This is a genomic window from Gemmobacter denitrificans, from assembly GCF_036964905.1.
Lineage (GTDB): Bacteria > Pseudomonadota > Alphaproteobacteria > Rhodobacterales > Rhodobacteraceae > Gemmobacter > Gemmobacter denitrificans.
Genome location: NZ_JBALHR010000004.1, coordinates 135,429 through 154,251, shown reverse-complemented (window position 1 = coordinate 154,251; position 18,823 = coordinate 135,429). Strand labels below are relative to the sequence as shown.

The window sequence follows — 18,823 nt, the reverse complement described above, 5'->3', positions numbered from 1 at the left end:
AGGGGATCGACCGGCCGGGGCCACGGAGCCTGAAAGGATCATTTGGCGACCCATGCGCTCCAGACAGGTTCATTGGCTGCCATCCAGTCGGCCACCACAGCCTCAACCGTCTTGCCGTTCAGATCGACCTCGGTGATCATCGCCCCCATCGCCGCATTGTCGATGGTGAAGGCCTGTACGGCCTTGTGCGCACCGGGCCATTTGTCCTTCAGGCCCGACCAGCCCACTTTCCAGATATCACCAAAGGGCTTGCCGCAGTCATGGGTGGCATCAGGATTGCCGCCCCAGGCGGCATCGGTGTAGCAAGCGGCTTCATAGGTGGGGAATTCGACCCATTCGCCCTCGAACTTCGCCGGGGCCCAATGTGGCGCATAAATCCACAGCAGGACCGGTGCCTGCCGCTGATAGGCGCTTTCCAGCTCGGCAAAAAGTGCGGCATCGGTCCCGGCATGGATCACCTCGAAGGGCAGATCGAGAGCGGCGATCCGCTCTTCGTCAAACCCGCCCCAAGTGACCGGCCCGCCCAGATAGCGGCCCTTCGGCGCGGTTTCCGCCGTGCTGAACGCTTCGGCGCAGGCCGGGTCCTTCAAGGCCTCCCAATTGGGCAAGCCGGGGCATTTTTCCTTCATGTACGAGGGATACCACCACTCCTCCTTGGCCTGCATGCCGGTCGGCCCCAGCACTTCGACAGAACCGGTGGCGGTCGCGGCATCCATCGCCTCGCGCCCCGTGGTTTCCCAGATTTCCATGGCGACATGCAGATCGCCGGTTTCCAGCCCGGCAAACTGGGCCAGATAGTCGGCCTGCACATATTCGACGTTATAGCCGCCTTTCTTCAGCACCTCGCCCATCAATTGGGTGGTGATGAGCTGGCCGGTCCAGTCATGCAGCGTCAGTTTGATCGGGTCAGACGACTCCTGCGCCATGGCGGTGGTGGCAAGCAGCAAGGCAGGCAAGGTCAGGCAAGGAAAGCGCATCGGAAACTCCCTGTTCTGGTGATGCGACAAGCGCGGTCAATCCGGTGGGGCGGGCGCTTCGGGCCAGCCAATCGGGCCGCGCGCCTTCTGATCCTGATCCGATTTACGCAAGGCCAGACCTAGCCTGTCAACGAAAATCGGGTGATTTTGTGGTTTTTATGACCGATGATTTCAATTATGGTCACCATACGGGCAAATCAGTGCGACAAATCCACAGGCTACCGGTGCTTTCATGTTGACCAAACGTCATGGCGCGATACTGAAACTGCTGGAACGCCAGGGGTCTCTGTCGGTCACGGCACTGGCGCAGGGGCTTGATGTTTCGGCAGAAACCATCCGCCGCGACATCCGCACCCTGGCCGATGCGGGCGCGGTGATCCGGGTGCATGGCGCTGTGGGGCTTGCGGGGCAGATCGGCGAGGCCCCTTTCGAACGACGCATGCGCGAAAACGCGGGGGCCAAGCGGTCCATTGCCCGGGCCATGGCCGACAATATCGCCGATGGCGATTCGCTGATGCTGGATACCGGCACCACCACAAGCTTTCTGGCCCGCGAATTGCTGGGCCATCGGCGGCTGACGGTGGTGACCAATTCATCAGACATCGCGCGCACCCTGGCCACGGTGAACGGCAACCGGGTTTTCATGGCCGGGGGCGAATTGCGGGGCGACAGCGGGGCCGCGCTCGGCGCTTCGGCGCTGGATTTCATCCGGCCCTTTGCCGTGCAACATGCCATCATTTCGGCCGGGGCAGTGGATGCCAGCGGCGTGATGGATTTTGACCTGCACGAGGCCGAATTTGCCCGCGCGGTTCTGGCCTGCGGTGAATGTCGGACAGTGGTGACCGATGCCAGCAAGTTCGGCAGGCGCGGGTTCATCCGGGTGGTCGGCTTCGATCGGATCGACGCGATGGTGACCGATGCCGCGCCTGCCCCGGATATCGCGGCGGCGCTGGCGGCATCAGAGGTTCGGCTGACCCTCGCGCCGCAAGACCACCGCCAGTGACGGAACCGTGCCGGTTTCGCCCGGCATCGAGACATAGGGCGCGGTCTGTTCCACGATCCGCAGCCCCGGCAGGCGGCCAAGCGCATCGGCAAAGCCGCCGTCCCACAGCGAGGTCTTTACCGTAAGCACGATCACACCGCCCGGCGCTGTGATGCGGATCAGTTCGGGCAGCGCCTCTGCGCCGACATGGCCAGTGGTGAACACCCCGGTTGAAATGACCGCCGCGAAATACCCGTCGGCAAAGGGCAGATCGCGACCAAGCGCCAGCCGATGCAGCGCCGCATAGGGCCCCTTGGCCCGCGCGACCGCCAGCATGCCTTCCGACAGGTCCAGCCCTTCGGCAGGCGCAAAGCCCAGAATGTCCAGCCAATCGCCCAAAAGCCCGGTGCCACAGCCCGCATCCAGCACCGGTCCGGTGCCGCGCGGGGCGTGGCGGGACAACAGCGCCAGCCCGACCGATGGGTGGCGATAGCCCGCCCGGGCCATTTCGGCATCATAGCTGTCGGCCCAGGCGTCATAGATTGCCGCCACTTCCTCTGGGGCGCTGGCCTGATAGACCGCACCCAGATGCCCGTCATGCTGCCCTGATGCCATGCTGGACTCCCACGCTTTGCTGCCGCTAGCTTGGGTCAGCAGCGATGAAAGGGCAAGCCATGCAGGATGACATTGCGGCCTTGGTGGCCCGGGTTCCGGGGCTGGTCCCGACAGGCCAGCCCGAACGGCTGGGCGGCCTGACGAACCGGGTCTACCGGCTGGGCGATCTGATCGTGCGGGTTCCGGGCGAAGGCACTGCCGAATACATCGACCGCAAGGCCGAGGCTGTTGCCGCCCGCGCCGCCGCAGGCGCAGGGGTCAGCCCCGATCTGGTGATGGCCGATCCGGACAGCGGGGTGATGATCACCCGCTTTGTCCCGGGGGTCACCATGACACCCGAAGCGTTCCGCAGCCGGACCGGCGCTCCGGCCCGTGCCGCGCTGGCCTTGCGGCAGTTGCATCGGTCAGGCGAAACCTTCCCGACGCGGTTCGACCTGTTTGCCATGATCGACGATTACCTGCGCCTGCTGTCGGGCAAGGATGTGGCCCTGCCCGAGGGCTATCACGCGGTTCTGGCCGAGGCCGAAACCATCCGTGCCGCGCTGGCCCGCCACCCGGTGCCGCTGGTGCCCTGCCATTGCGATCCGCTTTGCGAGAATTTTCTCGATACAGGCAGCCGGATGTGGGTGGTGGATTGGGAATATTCCGGCATGAACGATCCGATGTGGGATCTGGGCGACCTGTCGGTGGAAGCGCAGTTCGATGCAGCACAGGACGAGGCTTTGCTGACAGCCTATTTCGACGGCCCCGCCCCCGATCAGGCCCGCGCCCGCATGGTGATCTACAAAGCGATGTGCGATCTGCTCTGGACGCTCTGGGGCCTGATCCAACTGGCGAATGGCAACCCGGCAGATGATTTTCGTGCCTATGCCGAGGGGCGGTTTGCCCGCTGCCGGGCCCTGATGGCCGATCCAGTCTTTGCCCGACATCTGGCCCTTCTGGCCTGACACCCCATCGCTGGGCCTGCCACCTGAAACCTTTGCATATTCTGCCGCATCTGTCGGCGGCTTCCCGCTTCCCTAAGTTTCGGCCAGCCCTTAGAAGGGGCGCAACAAGAAGACAGAAGGAAGGGCCACTGCCATGGCGCATATCATCGTTGTGGGCAACGAAAAGGGCGGGTCGGGCAAATCGACCACCTGCATGCATGTGGCCACCGCCCTGGCCCGGATGGGGTTTCGTGTCGGCGCGCTGGATCTTGACCTGCGCCAGCGCAGCTTTGGCCGCTATGTCGAAAACCGCCGCGCCTGGATGGCCAGGTCCGAAAAGGACCTGCCCACCCCCGATTACCGCGAAATGCCCGAGGTGGACCCGGCCACCCTCGCCCCCGGCGAAAACCCGTTCGACCACCGGCTTTCGGTCGCGATGGCCGCGCTGGAGCCCGCCTGCGATTTCATCGTGATTGATTGCCCCGGGTCGCATACCCGGCTGAGCCAGGTGGCGCATAGCCTGGCCGATACGCTGATCACCCCCCTGAACGACAGTTTCGTCGATTTCGACCTGCTGGCCCGGGTGGACCCGGAAACCGGCAAGGTAAAGGGGCCTTCGATCTATTCGGAAATGGTCTGGAATGCCCGGCAATTGCGCGCGCAGGCCGGGCTGAAACCGATCGACTGGATCGTGCTGCGCAACCGTCTGGGTGCCCAGCAGATGCACAACAAGAAGAAGGTCGGCGCCGCGCTGGAAGAATTGTCAAAGCGGATCGGCTTTCGCGTCGCCCCCGGCTTTACCGAACGGGTGATCTTTCGCGAACTCTTTCCACGCGGCCTGACCCTTCTGGACCTGAAGGATACCGGCGTCGATCAGCTTAACCTGTCGAACATCGCCGCCCGGCAGGAATTGCGCGATCTGATGGCCGAACTCAGGCTGCCGACTGTTGCCGTGAATTTCTGAACGGCGTTGCTGCCGGTTCGCGGCGGGCGCGGCCCTGCATCTTGCGCAGGCGCATTTCGAACACGTCTTCCTGTTCGGCCTGTGCTTGCGTCTGGGTGGGGGCACGGCGGAGCCGGCTCAGCAGGCGGGTGACAAAGCTCATTTCGGCTCTCCTCGGTTGGTAAATGCAGGATAGCCGGGCAAGCAGGGCGAAAATGCGGCCTTCGCAAGGGATTTTCTGGGGCATCTGCCGCGCAGATGTCAGGGCTTGATGAAGGTCCCTGCCCCGCCGCCCGACAGAACTCGCACCTTGCCAGTGCGGCGCGGCGAGGACAGCGCCATTTCCGCCTGAAGATCCTGCAGCGGCGCACGCAGGGCCGTGCCAAGCGCCACGTTGCGCCCGCCCAGTTCAGCCTTGGCTGAAACCACCGACACGACACGCGGGACCCCACCGGCAAGCGAAAAGACCGGCGAACCCGAAGCGCCAAAATCCACATCGCAGGACAGGACCAGCATTTCCGGCCGCTGGTTCAGCACCTCGCACACCTCTTGCAGCGATGGCGCATCCGCGCGGTCCCTGGCATAGGACACCACGCCGACACTGTCGCCGGTGCCCGGCTGATCCGCGATGTCAAAGGGCTGAATCGATGGCAGATGGATCGGGCGATCCAGACGCAACAGTGCCAGATCATGCGTTACCCGGTCCAGCCGTTCGCCCCCGGCATAGACATAATCGGGATGGGCCACCGCCGCGCTGACACCGCGATAGGCGGCGGCCCGCCCATTGCGCCAGCCAGCCAGAAATTCGATGGTCGTAGGGTCGATCCGCGCGCCGGTATCCTTGTCGAACAGGCAATGCCCGGCAGTCAGCACCAGATCGGGCGCGATCAAGGCCCCGGTGCAGAACCCCTTGCGCCCAAGGTTCAACCGCCCCACCGCATCCCAGCCCCGGCTGTCATCACCGGTCATCAGGCTGCGCAGACGCGCGTCATCGGCGCGCAGCGGCAGCGCGGCCAGGATCAGGGCAAGGGCAAGGCTCAGGCGTTTCATGCCGCATCCGTTAACCGGGAATATCGGCAGCAATGCGGCAAAACCGGGCGTCAGACAAGCTCGGGCTGCAGCGCCCTTGGCCTTGGCCCGCCCAAAGCCCAATCCAGCAATTCCACCGTATGCACCACCGGAACCGCCGTGCCCGATCCGATTTGCATCATGCAGCCGATATTGCCCGCCGCAATCACCTGGGGGGCCTTCGCCTCCAGCGTTGCCACCTTGCGCGCCTTCAGCGCGGCCGAAATCTCGGGCTGCATCAGGTTGTAGGTGCCCGCCGATCCGCAGCACAAATGGCTGTCTACCGGCTCCACCACCTCAAATCCGACCCGTTTGAGCAGGTCTTTCGGCGCGGACTTCACCTTTTGCCCATGCTGCAGACTGCAGGCGGCGTGATAGGCCACGCGCAGCCCCTTTGGCGCGCCTTCCGGCATACCGATCTTCACCAGGAGTTCCGAAATATCCATGGCCAGTTCAGACACCTGCGCAGCGTCAGCCGCCATCGGGTCGGTGCGGAATATATGAACGTAATCCTTGACCGTCGTCCCACAGCCCGAGGTGTTGATGACAATGGCATCCAGCCCGCCGTTGCGCTGTTCGGCCATCCAGGCCCGGATATTGGTCGCCGCCTGTTCGTGGCTTTCGTCCGTGCGCCCCATGTGATGGGTCAGTGCCCCGCAACAGCCCATGCCCCGCGCGACCACCACTTCGCAGCCCAGACGGCGCAACAGCCGGATGGTGGCATCGTTGATGTCGGTGTTCAGCGCCTTTTGCGCACAGCCGGTCAGCAAGGCCACCCGCATCCGGCGCGGCACCGTCGGGGCAAAGACCTGCGGATCGTCATTGCGGCTGACGGGCGGCACCTGTTTCGGGGCCATGGCGATCATCGCCCGCAAACGACGGTCCGGCAGCAGCCCGGCAAAAGGCCGCGCCATCTTGGCCCCCAGCAAGGCCAGCCGGAACCGCCCCGGATAGGGGATGATGCGCGACAGAACCCACCGCAGCAGCCTGTCACCCAGGGGCCGTTTGTAGGTCTTTTCGATATATTCCCGCGCCTGATCCACCAGATGCATGTAATGCACCCCGCTGGGGCAGGTGGTCATGCAGGCCAGACAAGACAGGCACCGATCAATGTGCTTGACCGTTTTTGCATCTGCCGGACGACCGGTTTCCAGCATCTCCTTGATCAGATAGATGCGCCCGCGCGGGCTGTCCAATTCATCACCCAGCACCTGATAGGTGGGGCATGTGGCGGTGCAGAATCCGCAATGCACACAGGCGCGCAGGATTTCATTGGCCCGGGCCAGACCGGGATCACGCAGCTGTTCCGGGGTGAAATGGGTCTGCATCGGTCAATTTCCTGCTGTGGTCTGGGCCAGGGTGGATGACGGCGCAAAGATGCCGCGCGGGTCAAACTGGTGGCGCAACCCGTCGGACAGACCGGCAAGCACCGGGGGCAGCGGTGCCGTATCCGCCGCACCACGCAACCGCAGGGCATGGCCCTGAAACGCCCCGGCCCGCGCACGCAGATCGGCCCCCGGCTCCATCAATGCCCAGATCAGGCCGCCGCCCCAATCCAGCATCACCGCCTCTGCCCCGATCCGGGCCACCACTCCCGCCGCCTCGGACGGGCGCAGATGCAGCCGCCAGACATCGCCCGCACGCCCGGCAAAGGGGGCCACATCGCGGATCTGCCCCCAAGGATCGGCCACCTCCTCGGCAAGGCCAAAGGGCCGCAACAAAGCCGCCAGCCGATCCCGGCGATAGGCCACCGATCCTGCAAACCCTTCCAGCCGCAAGTAGGTGCCCGCTTCCGGCAGATGCGCAGCGCCCGTCACCTCGAAGGGCGATCCCAGGGCCGCTGCCATGGCGGCCACGGCCTGCCCGATGTCCAACCCGGGCAGCAGCAGCGTGACCACCGCCTCGGGGCGCGGCAGCACTTTGAGCGCCACTTCGGTCAAGACCCCCAACTGGCCGCGGCTGCCCGCCATCAGCTTCACCAGATCATAGCCGGTGACATTCTTCATCACCCGCCCGCCATTGCGGATCAGGTCACCACGCCCATCGACAAAGGCCACGCCCAGCAGAAAATCGCGGGCCGCGCCAACAGCCACCCGACGCGGGCCGGCGGCATTCTCGGCCACCACGCCCCCCAGCGTGGATGCGCCCTCGCGCCCCAGAAGCGCGCGCAGATCGGGCACTTCAAATGCCAGACGCTGCCCTTCTGCTGCCAGCACCGCCTCCACTTCGGCCAGAGACGTGCCCGCCGCCGCCACCAGCGTCAGCGCGCCGGGTTCATACAGCCGCACGCCGCACAATCCGCCAGTCTCCAGCACCGCCCCGGGCCCAAGTGCCCCGCGCGTCCCACCGCCCTGCACCCGCAGCGGCGCTTCGGTCGCCCGGATCATCTCGGCCAGTTCGGTTTCGTCATTCGGGCGCATCGTGCTTTTACCTTGGTCCAAATTTCCCACGGGGGTCCGGGGGTGTGCCCCCCGGTCTGCCCTTTCAGCCCGCGCGCCGCGCGGCCGTCACCTGCAACGGAAACACCTTGGCGGGGTTCAATAGCCATTTCGGGTCAAAGACATCCTTCACCCGCAGCTGCGCTTCCAGATCGGCGGGGGCATATTGCACCGCCATCAGATCGCGCTTTTCGATCCCCACGCCATGTTCGCCGGTCAGGCAGCCGCCAACCTCGACGCAGAGCCGCAGGATATCGGCCCCCAAGGCCTCGCATTTCTCCTGCTCGCCGGGCTGATTGGCATTGTAGAGGATCAGCGGGTGCATGTTGCCATCCCCCGCATGGAACACATTCGCCACTTTCAGCCCGTAATCCCGGCTCAGCTCCTCGATCCGGCGCAGGACATGCGGCAGGCTGGACACCGGAATGGTGCCATCCAGACACATGTAATCATTGATCTGTCCCATGGCCCCGAAGGCCGATTTGCGGCCCAGCCAGATGCGCTTGGCCTGATCTTCGTCCGCGGCCTCGCGCAGTTCGACCGGGTTATGCCGGCGGGCAATGGCTATGATGAGATCAAGCTGGTGGCGAATCTCGGCGGGTGAACCCTCCACCTCGATGATAAGCAATGCCTCGCACATCGGATAGCCCGCTTTGGCAAAGGCTTCGCAAGCCTCGATGCAGGGGCGATCCATGAATTCGATGGCGACCGGCAACACGCCCGCCTTTATGATGTCTGACACGCAGGCCCCTGCGCCTTCCGAACTGTCAAATCCCATCAGAACCGGCAGCGCGCCTTCGGGTTTTGGCAAGATACGCAGGGTGGCTTCGGTCACCACGCCGAGTTGCCCCTCTGACCCACAGACCAGCCCCAGCAGATCAAGGCCCGGCCCATCCATCCAGGGCCCGCCGATTTCGACCACCGTGCCATCCATCAGCACCATGGTCACCCCCAGCAGATTATTGGTCGTCACCCCGTATTTCAGGCAATGCGCCCCGCCCGAATTCATCGCGATATTGCCCGCAATGGCACAGGCCAACTGGCTGGATGGATCGGGGGCATAAAAGAACCCCTCGCCTTCCACCGCCGCCGTCACCTGCAGATTGGTCCGCCCGGCCTGCACCCGGATGAAACGGTCGGCCAGATCGGTTTCCAGCACGGATGTCATGCGCGCCACGCCAAGGATGACACTGTCGGCGGTGGGCAAGGCGCCCCCGGCCAACGAGGTGCCCGCCCCGCGCGGCACCACCGGCACGCCTTCGTCATGGCATACCTTCAGCGCCGCCGCGACTTCGGCAGTTGTGCGGGGCAAGATGGCCGCCAGCGGCGGGCAGCGATAGGCCGACAGCGCGTCACATTCATAGGCGCGCACTTCGTGCGGGTCATGCACCACGGCATCTGCGGGCAGCACCTCCAGCAGGCGTTGCACGATCCGGTCCTTGCGGGCCAGGATGGCAGGGTTGGGCTGGGGCATATCCATAGGCAAGCTCCGCTTTATTGGTAAAGTAATATAACCAATTTTGCGATTTGGCAAGGGTGGAATTAGGCTCTACCCTGACCACATGCTGGAGATCCTGTCCCTTATCACCCCGGCGGACTATGCCGCCCTTGGTTTCACGCTTGCGGGCGTGGTGCTGCTGCAAACCCTGATCGAACGCCCCAATCGCTGGCGGCCATCGGTCACCGTGCTGATGCGGGCCTATCGGCGTGACTGGATGCGCGAATTCGTGACCCGGCAGCCCCGCATGTATGATGCCACCGTGCTGGATGGGCTGCGGCAAGGCATCACCTTCTACGCCTCCACCTGCATGCTGGCGCTTGGCGGGGGGTTGGCGCTTCTGGGGGATACGCAGCCTCTGGAAGGTCTAGCGCACAGCTTTGCCCTGCCCGATGCCCCGGCCTTGCTGACCAAGGCCAAGATCCTGTTCGTGCTGGCCTTCGTGGTGAACGGATTTCTGAAATTCGTCTGGGCGCACCGGCTGTTTGGCTATTGTTCGATCCTGATGGCATCGGTGCCCAATGACCCCGACCATCCCCATGCCATGACCCGCGCCATGCAGGCGGCCGAGGTGAACATCACCGCCGCCAAGAACTATAATCGCGGGTTGCGATCGGTCTATTTCGCGATTGGCGCGCTTGGTTGGCTGGTCGGGCCGCTGGGTCTGGCCCTGGCCATGGCGATGACCTTCGCCACACTGATCCGCCGCGAATTCATCTCGCAATCGCGCGTGGCCATTGTGGCCGGGTTGAAGGATCAGGATCCGATGGTCTGACGGGGCCGGGTGATCCGGCCCTCCATCAACCAGGCCAGCACCGCAAAACCCGCCGCCAGCAAAAGCCAGGCCCAGCCGGGCAGCAGCGGGGTGATGCGTATGTCCGTTGTCAGATGCGCCTCGCGCGGGGTGATGCCCAGCCAGCCCCGCCCCGCCGCCGTGCGCCCTGTCTCCACCTGCCGCAGATCGGGCAAGCGGTCGGCAATCCGCAATGTGCCGCCGCCTGTCGGCGTGATGACCGGCTTCAGCGGATCGGGGCTGGCAAGGATCTGTTCAAATTCCTTCGGCGCAGGCGGACCGACGGCCACCACCGTCGCCAGATCGCCCTGCGCAAGGCGGTAAAGCCCGACATCCGGCGCAGCAATATCCGCCTCGTACAGCCCCGGGGCCTTTTGCGCCAAGGTCACCTGCATTTCGGTCCCATCCGGCCGCGTGAGTGTGACGGGCCCGGGATCAGCTTCTGACAGGCTGCGCCGGGTGATCGCAAGCATGGCCGCGCCGGGTTGGGCCGACAGGGTTTCTTCCTCCAGTTCGGGTTCCTTCAGCATCCAATGCGCCAGCCGCCGCAGCAGTTCCAGTTGCGGTCCGCCGCCTTCATACCCGCGTCCCCAAAGCCAGGCATGATCCGAGGCCAGCACGGCCACCCGGCCTTCGCCTTCGCGGGCCAGTACCAGAAGCGGCTGACCACCTGCCCCCTGCATCACCACCTGCCCCGCGCCCCGCGCGGTGATTTCGATCTGGCGGAACCAGCGCCCCCAGCCACCTTCGGGGGCCAGCGCATCCAGACTCCGGGTCACCGGATGGCGCTGCCCCAGATCGGTCAGCGCCGGGCGAAAGCCGCCCTCGATCACCCGGCTGGTCGTGGTCACCGGCAGGATGTCAGCCAGAGGCGACCGCCACAGGCTGTCAGCCGTGCCGAATTCCGGCCCGGCAGCCACCAGCACCGTGCCCCCGCGCAGAACGTAATCTCGCACGTTTTCAAGGTATTGCATGGGCAAAATCCCACGCAACCGGTAGCGATCGAAGATGATGAGATCAAATTCATCGATCTTTTCGACAAACAGTTCCCGGGTCGGAAAGGCGATCAGCGACAACTCCTCGACCGGCACACCATCCTGTTTTTCGGGCGGGCGCAAAATGGTGAAATGCACCAGATCGACCGAAGGATCGGATTTCAGCAGATTGCGCCAGACCCTTTCGCCGGCATGGGGTTCGCCCGAAACCAGCAGCACCCGCAACCGGTCGCGCACCCCGTTGATTGCTGTCACGCTGGCATTGTTGCGGTCCGTCAACTCGCCGGGGGCTGTTTCTACCGTGAACTGCAGGATATTCTGCCCGCCATGCGGAAGTGTGACCGGCAGATCCAGATCCTGCCCCACCGGCACGCTGTACCATTGCGGCGGGCCGCCATCGACGGCGATGGACAGGTTGGCCGTGGCCCCGGCCTCGACGGGCACAGCACCGCTGTCTTCGACCCGCAATTGCAGCATCACAGGTTCACCGATGATCGCGAAAGCGGGGGCATTTTTTACGATCAGCCGCCGGTCCCAATCTGCCGTCTCGCCGGTCAGCACCAGATGAAGCGGGGCAGGCATCGCGGGGGCCAGATCGACGTCATGCGCCTGACCATCGCTGATGATCACCGCACCGGCCACCCGGGCACGCGGTTCGGCGGCCAGTGCCTCGGCCAGCGTGGCCATAACCGGCGATCCGCCATCCCCCCCGGCATCACGCACCACCACCTCGCGCAGTTCGGTGTTCGGCAGCGCCGCCACTTCGGCCCGCAATGCCGCCAGCGCCGCATCGGTCTGCGCCGCCCGATCCCCGACGGTCTGGCTGGAGCTGCGGTCGATCACCGCGATCACGATATCGGACAGGGCTTCGCGGTCTTCAGTCTGCAACGAGGGATTGGCCAGCGCCGCCAGCAGAACCACGGCACCGACGGCCCGCGGCAACCAGCCCGCCAGCCGCCGCCACAGCGCATAGAGGCAAAGCAGCGCCGATAGCGCCGCCATCCCCCACAGAAGCGGCCAAGGGATCAGCGGGGCAAAGACAATCGCGTTCATTGCCCCAGCCTTTCCAGCAATGCAGGCACATGGACCTGATCGGATTTGTAATTGCCCGTCAGCACATGCATGATCAGATTGACCCCGAACCGATAGGCGATCTCGCGCTGGCGTTCACCGGCGGAACCACGCCCTACTGGCAGAAGCGGGATACCATCCTCGTCCACCGCCCAGGCTGCCGCCCAGTCATTGCCGCCCACGACCACCGGGGTCACACCATCATTCAGATTGCGGAAGGGCATGCCTTCCACCTCTTCGGCATCTGCGGGCGGGGCCTCCACCCAGATCGGGCCATTCTGCCGGCCCGGAAAATCCTGGATCAGATAGAAGGTGCGCGTCAGAACATGATCGGCGGAAATGGGTTCGATGGGCGGAATGTCCAGCGCGCTGGCGATCAGTTGCAGCCGCCGCGCCTCGGGCGAGGTGCCGCCGCCCATCCCGGCATCGCGGGTATCGAACAGGATCATGCCACCGCTGCGCAGATACTGGTTCAGCTTCTGATAGGCCGCGACCGACGGCAGCGGCTGGTCGGCGGTCACGGGCCAGTAGAGGAACGGGAAAAACGCCAGCTCGTCGCGTTCGATATCCACCGCCATCGCATCTGCGGGCTCGATCGTGGTGCGTTCATAAAGCCGCAGGCCAAGCCCGCGCAGCCCCGCCGCCGCCAGATCATCGACCCGGCCATCGCCCGTCAGCACATGGGCCAGACGGACTTCGCCCGTGGCGGCCAGCGCAAAATCATCGCCCGGCAGCGTTTCCTGCGCCCGGACCTGCGCCACCGGCAGAGCCAGGACCAACAGCACCGACAGACGCGCCAGCAGCCCCCCCGACAGACGCCCGGAAATCCACAGCGCCGCGATCACATCGGCCATCAGCGCCAACAGCGCCGCCGCAAGGAACCCACCGCCCAAGGGGCGCTCGCGCGGGCGCTCTGCCCCCTCTACCGGCACCCCATCGGGCCAGCGGGCCGCTGCAAGCCGGGTGTCTGGTCCGATCACATTCAGCGCGACGCGGCGGTCGCCATCGGCATATAGGCCCGGCGGCAGATCGGGCCCCAAAGCGCCATCGGCCAGATCCTCGCCCCGCACCCCGGGCAGGCCGCCCGGCGGTCTGATCCGCCCGAAGGCATCCAGCAGACGTTCGGCAGTAAAGGTCATCCCCGCCAGATCGGCGGCCTCGGGCGCAGCGGGGCGGGTGGAAACCGCCAGCCGTTCCAGCATCTGCACGAAAAGCCCCGACAAAGGCAACGAAGACCACTCCGCATTTGCAGTGACATGGAACAGCACCACCTGCCCCTGCCCCAATGGCTTGCGCGTCACCAGCGGCGTGCCATCGGCCAGCGCCGCGATCGACCGTTCGGCCAGATCGGGATCGGGCTGGGCCAACACCTGCGCCGTCACTGTCACCTCGGGCGGGATAGGCAGGCCGAAGAAGGGGCTGGATTCAGGGAAAGGCGCCAGCAGCTTTGGGTCACCCCAGCTCATGGCGCCGCCCAGACTGCGCCCGCCTTCGCGCAGCCGCACCGGCAAAAGCGGATCGGCCTCGGCCCGGGCAATATCGGACGCTGCCAGTTTCGGCCCCGCAAAGCGCAGCAAAAGACCGCCGCCTTCCACCCATTTCACCAGCGCGTCGCTTTCGGCCTGGGTCAGCCGTGCCACATCTGCCAGCACGATCACATCGGGTTTGGCCTGCACCACATCCTGCAACCCGCCATTGATCAGATCGGCCACCGGGGCCAGCGCCTGCCGCAGGTAATGGGTGGGTGACAGAAGTTGCAGACCTTCGGCCTGCGCACCGCCCCCGATCAGCGCCACCTTGGCGCGGCGCAGACTGTCATCGGTCAGGCTGACGGCCCCTGCGCTGGCTTGCCCCACGATTTCAAAGCGCGACAACCGGTTGCGCAATTCGGGCGGCAGGTCGAGCGCGGTTTCCGCGCCCGACTGCCCGGTGGCAAAGGTCAGGCTGGCGCGGGCGAGTTCGCGTTCGATCCCGGCAGGGTCAAGCCCACGGGCCGAAACCTCGATCTCGGTCTGGGCACCGGCGGGCAGGCGTTCGGCACGGATCTGCACCTTGCCATCGGCAAAGCCTGCAGGGGCCAGCGCAAACACCGTGCGCGGGCTTTCCCAGATGCTCAGCGGCCCGCGCGCCTGCAAGGCGGCCGTCAGGTCTGCCCGGCCCGGATGATCCAGCCCGTCCGACAGCCACCAGGTTTCAAATCCGGTTTCGGGCAAGACCTCGGCCCATCCAGCCAGATCGCGTGGCCCCCAGGGCTGCGGCTGCAACCCGGCCAGCCGGGCACCTTGCGTCGCGGCAGCCTGAAAGACCGGGGCCTCGGGCGTATCGGTCAGGCGGATCAGTGCCAGAACACGCCCCGCCCGCGATGCCCCTTCGGCCAGCCGCAGCGCCTGATCCACCCGACGCGGCCAATCCCGCGCATCGGCCCATCCGCCATCGACCACGATCAGCAAGGGCAGGTCAGTCGCGCCTTTGGGCGGTTCGGGGTTCAACACCGGACCGGCAAAGCCGATGATCGCCGCTGCAATGGCCCCTGCCCGCAGCAGCAGCAGCCACAGCGGGGTGCGCGCGGTTTGGGCATCCTTGTCGCGCAGGCCCAGCAGCAAGGCCACACCCGGAAACCGCCGCAAGATCGGCGCAGGCGGCACGGCGCGCAGGATCAGCCACAGCACCGGCAGGGCCGCCAGCGCCATCAGGATCAGCGGCGCGGTAAAGCCGACAGGACCCAGCATCCACATCAGAACCCGGCCTCCAGCGCCTGATAAAGCCACAACAACGCGCCTTGCGCCGGATCACCGCTGTGATGGGTGGTGAATTGCCAGCCTGCCTGCCGCGCCAATTCGGCCAGCCGCGCGTTGCGATCGGCCAGCCGCGCCAGATAGCGGTCACGCAGATCGCCCGCCCGCAGCGTTTCGTGCCGGATTGCCCCGGTCATCGATTCAAACACGGTGCGGCCGTCAAAGGGAAACTCTTCCTCGGCCGGGTCCAGCACCTGCAGCATCACCCCGCGCACCCCGCGATCCGATGCGGCGGCCAGCGTGGCTTCCAGCCCGGCCAGATCGCCCAGAAAATCCGACAGCAAGACCGCCCGGCCATGCGGCGCAAGCCCGGTGGTTTCGGGGCGCCCGTAATCCTCGGCCCCGTCCGCCCCAAGAGCCAGCGCCAGCCGTTCGGCCTGCGCCCGACCCGACCGGGGCGGCGTGTGGTCGCCCATCAACCCGACCCTTTCGCCCCCGCGCAGCAACAGCACCGCCAGCGCCAGCGCCAGCAGCCGCGCGCGGTCGGCCTTGGGCGCGCGGGACCGGTCGCCCGAAAATCGCATCGACGCCGAAGGATCGACCCAAAGCGACACGCTTTGCGCGGCCTGCCATTCGCGTTCGCGCACATAGGTCGCGTCAGACCGGGCCGACCGTCGCCAATCGATCATGCGGGCCGTATCGCCCGCATGGGCCTGACGATATTGCCAGAATTCATCGCCCATGCCCGCACGACGGCGGCCATGATCGCCCAGAACCATTGCACCGGCCAGATGATCGGCTGCCGCCAGCAAGGGCGGCAGGCTCTGGCCCAGCCTTTCGGCCCGGGCGCGCAGATCGGCAGGGATCGTCACGCGGCGGCCTCTTGGCCAAGCGCGCGCAGCGTCGCCCGGTCGATCACCGCAGCGACGGTTTCACCCCTTGCCCGCGCGGCAAAGTTCAAGGCCATCCGGTGGCTCAGCACCGGCCGCGCCAGCGCCGCCACATCGGCCACCGCAGGGGCCAGCCGCCCCTGCAACAGCGCCCGCGCCCGCACTGCCAGCATCAGCGCCTGCGCTGCGCGCGGCCCCGGCCCCCAGGCCAGCGTATCGGCAAGATGCGCGCCCTCAACCTCGCCCGGGCGGCAGGAGCGGACCAGATCAAGGATCGCCTCCACCACGCTGTCCCCCACCGGCATCCGGCGGATCACCTCTTGCCCCGCCAGCAGATCATCGGCGGTAAAGACCTGATGCACCGCCGCCTCTTCGGCACCGGTGGTCGCCAGCAGGATGTCACGTTCGGTGGCGCGGTCGGGATAATCGACGTCGATCTGGAACAGGAAACGGTCAAGCTGGGCTTCCGGCAGCGGATAGGTGCCTTCCTGTTCAATCGGGTTCTGCGTCGCCAGCACATGGAAGGGGCGGCCCAGCGGGCGATGCTGACCGGCAATGGTCACCTCGCGTTCCTGCATGGCCTGCAACAGTGCCGATTGCGTGCGCGGGCTGGCGCGGTTGATTTCGTCCGCCATCAGCAATTGGCAGAAGATCGGCCCCTCGATGAAGCGGAAGGCCCGGCTGCCGCCCGCATCGCTTTCCAGCACCTCGGACCCCAGAATATCGGCGGGCATCAGATCGGGGGTGAACTGGATCCGGCTGCCCTTCAGCCCCATGACGGTGGACAGCGTATCGACCAGCCGCGTCTTGCCAAGGCCGGGCAGGCCGACCAGCAGGCCGTGCCCGCCACACAGCATGGCCGCCAGCACCAGATCGACCACCTTGTCCTGCCCGATGAAGCGGCGATTGATCGATGCCTTCGCCTCGGCCAGCCGGGTTCCCAGCGTTTCGATCTGTTCCACCAGCGCCTCGGCCATGACATCCGTCCCAAGTTGACTATATCTGGTTCAGTTATGCGCAATGCCGCGCGCCTGCACAAATGACAAAAGCGAAAGAGCGACAAATGGCTGAACCCAACGGGATCCTTGCTGCCGCACAGGCCGCCTCGAAAAAGGGGCCGCCGCCGGTTCACCTGTGGAATCCGCCCTATTGCGGCGAAATGGATCTGCGGATCGCCCGCGACGGCACATGGTTCCATGAAGGCGCGCCGATTGGCCGCGCCCCGCTGGTCAAGCTGTTTGCCGGGATCCTGAAGCTGGAAGAGGGACGGTTCTATCTGGTGACCCCGGTCGAAAAGCTGGGAATCACGGTGGAAGATGCGCCCTTCATTGCCGTCGATTTCACGGTGTCCGGCAGCGGCCGCAATCAGGACGTGACCTTCACCACCAATGTGGGCGACGACGTACCACTTGGCCCCGACAACCCCCTGCGCATGGGCGATGGCGCCCCTTATGTGATGGTGCGGCGCGGGCTGGAGGCGCGGGTGGACCGGAAAAGCTTTTACCGGCTGATCGATCTGGGCGAAGCCGAGGGCGATTGGTTCGGCCTGTGGTCGCGCGGCCATTTCTTCCCGGTGATCCCAGTGGCCGATCTGCAGGACAGCAGCCTGTGATCCTGCCAACCCCCATATTTGCCGCAAGGAACGCGTTATGATTCCCGCCCGTTTTGCCCCCATCCTGTTTGGCCTGATCCTGTCAGGGCTGATGTCCTGCATGGTCAGCGGCATTTCCACCTTCCGCGCACTTGGGTTTTCGGCAGGCTTTCTGCCCGGTTGGATCGGCAGTTGGCTGGTGGCCTGGGCCGTGGCTTTTCCGGTGGTCCTTGTGGTGGCCCCGCTGACCCGCCGGATCGTCGCGCGTCTGGTGGCCGCCCCTGAAAACCCGGCGCAACAGTGACCACATGCGCAACCGCCCGCGGCCCGCAGGGCTTGCCGGGTGGGGCCCGCGCGCGCTAAGAGAGGGCGGGGCACCCTGCCCCGAATTGCCAAGCCTGCCAAGCCAGAGGAAGAGCCATGAGCATCGACGCGCCGGAAACCCAGGTTGTCACCCGCTGGAAAGTGGCCTGTGACGGCGGCGAGGGCGCGCTTGGCCATCCGCGCGTCTGGCTGACCATCCCGCAGGATACCGGCTTTGTCGAATGTGGTTATTGCGACAAGCGCTATGTGATTGATCGCGACCACGCCCACGACGACCACTGACAGCCCGCCGATGTGGCGCGGCCTTGCCCTGTTTGTCGCGCTGCCGCTGGGTCTTGTCATCCTTTGGATCGTTGCAGGGGTCCTTGGCGCGCTGATCCCGGGCCAGGTTGCCCGGCATGACGGGCCTGACCTGGTGCAGATCGGGCTGATCGCTACCCCGATTCATTATGATCTGCTGCTGCCGATAACGCCCGAATTGCAAAGCCGCTTCGGCTTTGCCGCCGCCGATGGCGTTGGGATCACGGCACCCGATGCGGGTTGGCTGCTGATCGGTTGGGGCGCGCACGAGTTCTATACCAGTGCGGGCGGCTACAGCGATGTTCCACTGCACGCCGTCTGGCGTGGCATTGTTGGCGATGCTTCGGTGCTGCGGCTGGAGGCCTGGGGCCAGTTCGCGCTGGCCGATCTGCCTGAGGTGCAGCCCATTACCCTGACCGAAAGCGGTTATGCCGCCCTGCTCGACCGGATCGAGGCCGAGATCACCCCGCCGCGCCTGCTGCGCGCGCCCGGGCTAACAGAGGCAGATGCCTTCTATCACGCAAGGACCGGCTTTTCCGCCTTGCGCACCTGCAATGTCTGGATGGGGGAAACCCTGCGCGAGGCAGGCGTCCCGCTGGGGGCGTGGCTCCCCACCCCGCAGGCGTTGCGCCTGTCGCTGTGGTTCTGGGGCGATTGACCGGCCCGCAGGGCAGCGG

General features: G+C 65.7%; 19 protein-coding genes. 8 read left to right on the top strand and 11 right to left on the bottom strand.

The window, feature by feature from the left end; all coding sequences use genetic code 11:
• Positions 1-38: 38 nt before the first annotated feature.
• On the bottom strand, positions 39-977 hold the full coding sequence (locus V6590_RS08860; protein WP_335422046.1) for an ABC transporter substrate-binding protein: 939 nt from the start codon (positions 975-977) through the stop codon (positions 39-41).
• A 232-nt stretch (positions 978-1,209) separates the two neighbouring features.
• On the opposite strand from V6590_RS08860, the gene V6590_RS08855 reads away from it, so the two are divergent.
• On the top strand, positions 1,210-1,980 hold the full coding sequence (locus V6590_RS08855; RefSeq protein ID WP_335422045.1) for a DeoR/GlpR family DNA-binding transcription regulator: 771 nt from the start codon (positions 1,210-1,212) through the stop codon (positions 1,978-1,980).
• Here the strand turns inward: V6590_RS08855 and V6590_RS08850 are convergent.
• Complete coding sequence (locus V6590_RS08850; RefSeq protein ID WP_335422044.1) at positions 1,936-2,574, bottom strand: class I SAM-dependent DNA methyltransferase; 639 nt, start codon at positions 2,572-2,574, stop codon at positions 1,936-1,938. The genes V6590_RS08855 and V6590_RS08850 overlap by 45 nt on opposite strands.
• Positions 2,575-2,633: 59 nt before the next feature.
• Here V6590_RS08850 and V6590_RS08845 point away from each other — a divergent pair, with 59 nt between their 5' ends.
• Positions 2,634-3,521 carry a phosphotransferase family protein gene (locus tag V6590_RS08845; protein ID WP_335422043.1) on the top strand — a complete coding sequence of 296 codons (888 nt, stop codon included), beginning with the start codon at positions 2,634-2,636 and terminating at the stop codon, positions 3,519-3,521.
• Positions 3,522-3,654: 133 nt separating this feature from the next.
• The gene (locus tag V6590_RS08840; RefSeq protein WP_335422042.1) at positions 3,655-4,464 is read left to right on the top strand and encodes a division plane positioning ATPase MipZ; all 810 of its coding nucleotides are present in this window, start codon (positions 3,655-3,657) and stop codon (positions 4,462-4,464) included.
• Here the strand turns inward: V6590_RS08840 and V6590_RS08835 are convergent.
• The 5 genes from V6590_RS08835 to V6590_RS08815 all read right to left on the bottom strand — a co-directional run bounded on the left by V6590_RS08835 (position 4,433) and on the right by V6590_RS08815 (position 9,429).
• A complete protein-coding gene (locus V6590_RS08835; protein WP_335422041.1) occupies positions 4,433-4,606 on the bottom strand; it encodes a hypothetical protein in 174 nt (57 codons plus the stop codon). The genes V6590_RS08840 and V6590_RS08835 overlap by 32 nt on opposite strands.
• Before the next feature lie 98 nt (positions 4,607-4,704).
• Positions 4,705-5,493 carry a trypsin-like serine peptidase gene (locus V6590_RS08830; RefSeq protein WP_335422039.1) on the bottom strand — a complete coding sequence of 263 codons (789 nt, stop codon included), beginning with the start codon at positions 5,491-5,493 and terminating at the stop codon, positions 4,705-4,707.
• 50 nt (positions 5,494-5,543) lie between these two features.
• Positions 5,544-6,839 carry a glycolate oxidase subunit GlcF gene (gene glcF / locus V6590_RS08825; RefSeq protein WP_335422037.1) on the bottom strand — a complete coding sequence of 432 codons (1,296 nt, stop codon included), beginning with the start codon at positions 6,837-6,839 and terminating at the stop codon, positions 5,544-5,546.
• 3 nt (positions 6,840-6,842) lie between these two features.
• Entirely contained in the window at positions 6,843-7,931 is a 1,089-nt protein-coding gene (locus V6590_RS08820) for an FAD-binding protein (RefSeq protein ID WP_335422035.1), read from the bottom strand.
• A gap of 64 nt (positions 7,932-7,995) precedes the next feature.
• Positions 7,996-9,429, bottom strand: a complete 1,434-nt coding sequence (locus V6590_RS08815) for an FAD-linked oxidase C-terminal domain-containing protein (RefSeq protein ID WP_335422033.1) — start codon at positions 9,427-9,429, stop codon at positions 7,996-7,998.
• An 82-nt stretch (positions 9,430-9,511) separates the two neighbouring features.
• Here V6590_RS08815 and V6590_RS08810 point away from each other — a divergent pair, with 82 nt between their 5' ends.
• Positions 9,512-10,222 carry a DUF599 domain-containing protein gene (locus V6590_RS08810; protein WP_335422031.1) on the top strand — a complete coding sequence of 237 codons (711 nt, stop codon included), beginning with the start codon at positions 9,512-9,514 and terminating at the stop codon, positions 10,220-10,222.
• Here the strand turns inward: V6590_RS08810 and V6590_RS08805 are convergent.
• Genes V6590_RS08805 through V6590_RS08790 form a run of 4 tightly spaced genes read right to left on the bottom strand, consistent with a single transcriptional unit; the run spans position 10,204 to position 16,908 of the window.
• Positions 10,204-12,288 (bottom strand): hypothetical protein, encoded by a 2,085-nt coding sequence (locus V6590_RS08805; RefSeq protein WP_335422029.1) that lies wholly within the window; start codon positions 12,286-12,288, stop codon positions 10,204-10,206. The two genes, V6590_RS08810 and V6590_RS08805, sit on opposite strands and share 19 nt — an antisense overlap.
• Complete coding sequence (locus V6590_RS08800; RefSeq protein ID WP_335422027.1) at positions 12,285-15,041, bottom strand: DUF4159 domain-containing protein; 2,757 nt, start codon at positions 15,039-15,041, stop codon at positions 12,285-12,287. Before V6590_RS08800 ends, V6590_RS08805 begins: the two co-directional genes overlap by 4 nt.
• A complete protein-coding gene (locus V6590_RS08795; protein ID WP_335422024.1) occupies positions 15,041-15,913 on the bottom strand; it encodes a DUF58 domain-containing protein in 873 nt (290 codons plus the stop codon). Before V6590_RS08795 ends, V6590_RS08800 begins: the two co-directional genes overlap by 1 nt.
• Positions 15,910-16,908 carry an AAA family ATPase gene (locus tag V6590_RS08790; RefSeq protein ID WP_335422022.1) on the bottom strand — a complete coding sequence of 333 codons (999 nt, stop codon included), beginning with the start codon at positions 16,906-16,908 and terminating at the stop codon, positions 15,910-15,912. The genes V6590_RS08795 and V6590_RS08790 overlap by 4 nt, the downstream gene beginning before the upstream one ends.
• An 86-nt stretch (positions 16,909-16,994) precedes the next feature.
• On the opposite strand from V6590_RS08790, the gene V6590_RS08785 reads away from it, so the two are divergent.
• The 4 genes from V6590_RS08785 (at position 16,995) to V6590_RS08770 (ending at position 18,804) form a co-directional block, all read left to right on the top strand.
• Complete coding sequence (locus tag V6590_RS08785; protein ID WP_335422021.1) at positions 16,995-17,543, top strand: DUF1285 domain-containing protein; 549 nt, start codon at positions 16,995-16,997, stop codon at positions 17,541-17,543.
• Positions 17,544-17,580: 37 nt separating this feature from the next.
• On the top strand, positions 17,581-17,826 hold the full coding sequence (locus tag V6590_RS08780) for a DUF2798 domain-containing protein (RefSeq protein WP_335422019.1): 246 nt from the start codon (positions 17,581-17,583) through the stop codon (positions 17,824-17,826).
• 116 nt (positions 17,827-17,942) lie between these two features.
• On the top strand, positions 17,943-18,128 hold the full coding sequence (locus tag V6590_RS08775; RefSeq protein ID WP_335422016.1) for a zinc-finger domain-containing protein: 186 nt from the start codon (positions 17,943-17,945) through the stop codon (positions 18,126-18,128).
• Positions 18,097-18,804, top strand: coding sequence for a DUF2459 domain-containing protein (locus tag V6590_RS08770; RefSeq protein WP_335422014.1), 708 nt, complete (start codon positions 18,097-18,099; stop codon positions 18,802-18,804). Before V6590_RS08775 ends, V6590_RS08770 begins: the two co-directional genes overlap by 32 nt.
• Positions 18,805-18,823 lie beyond the last annotated feature (19 nt).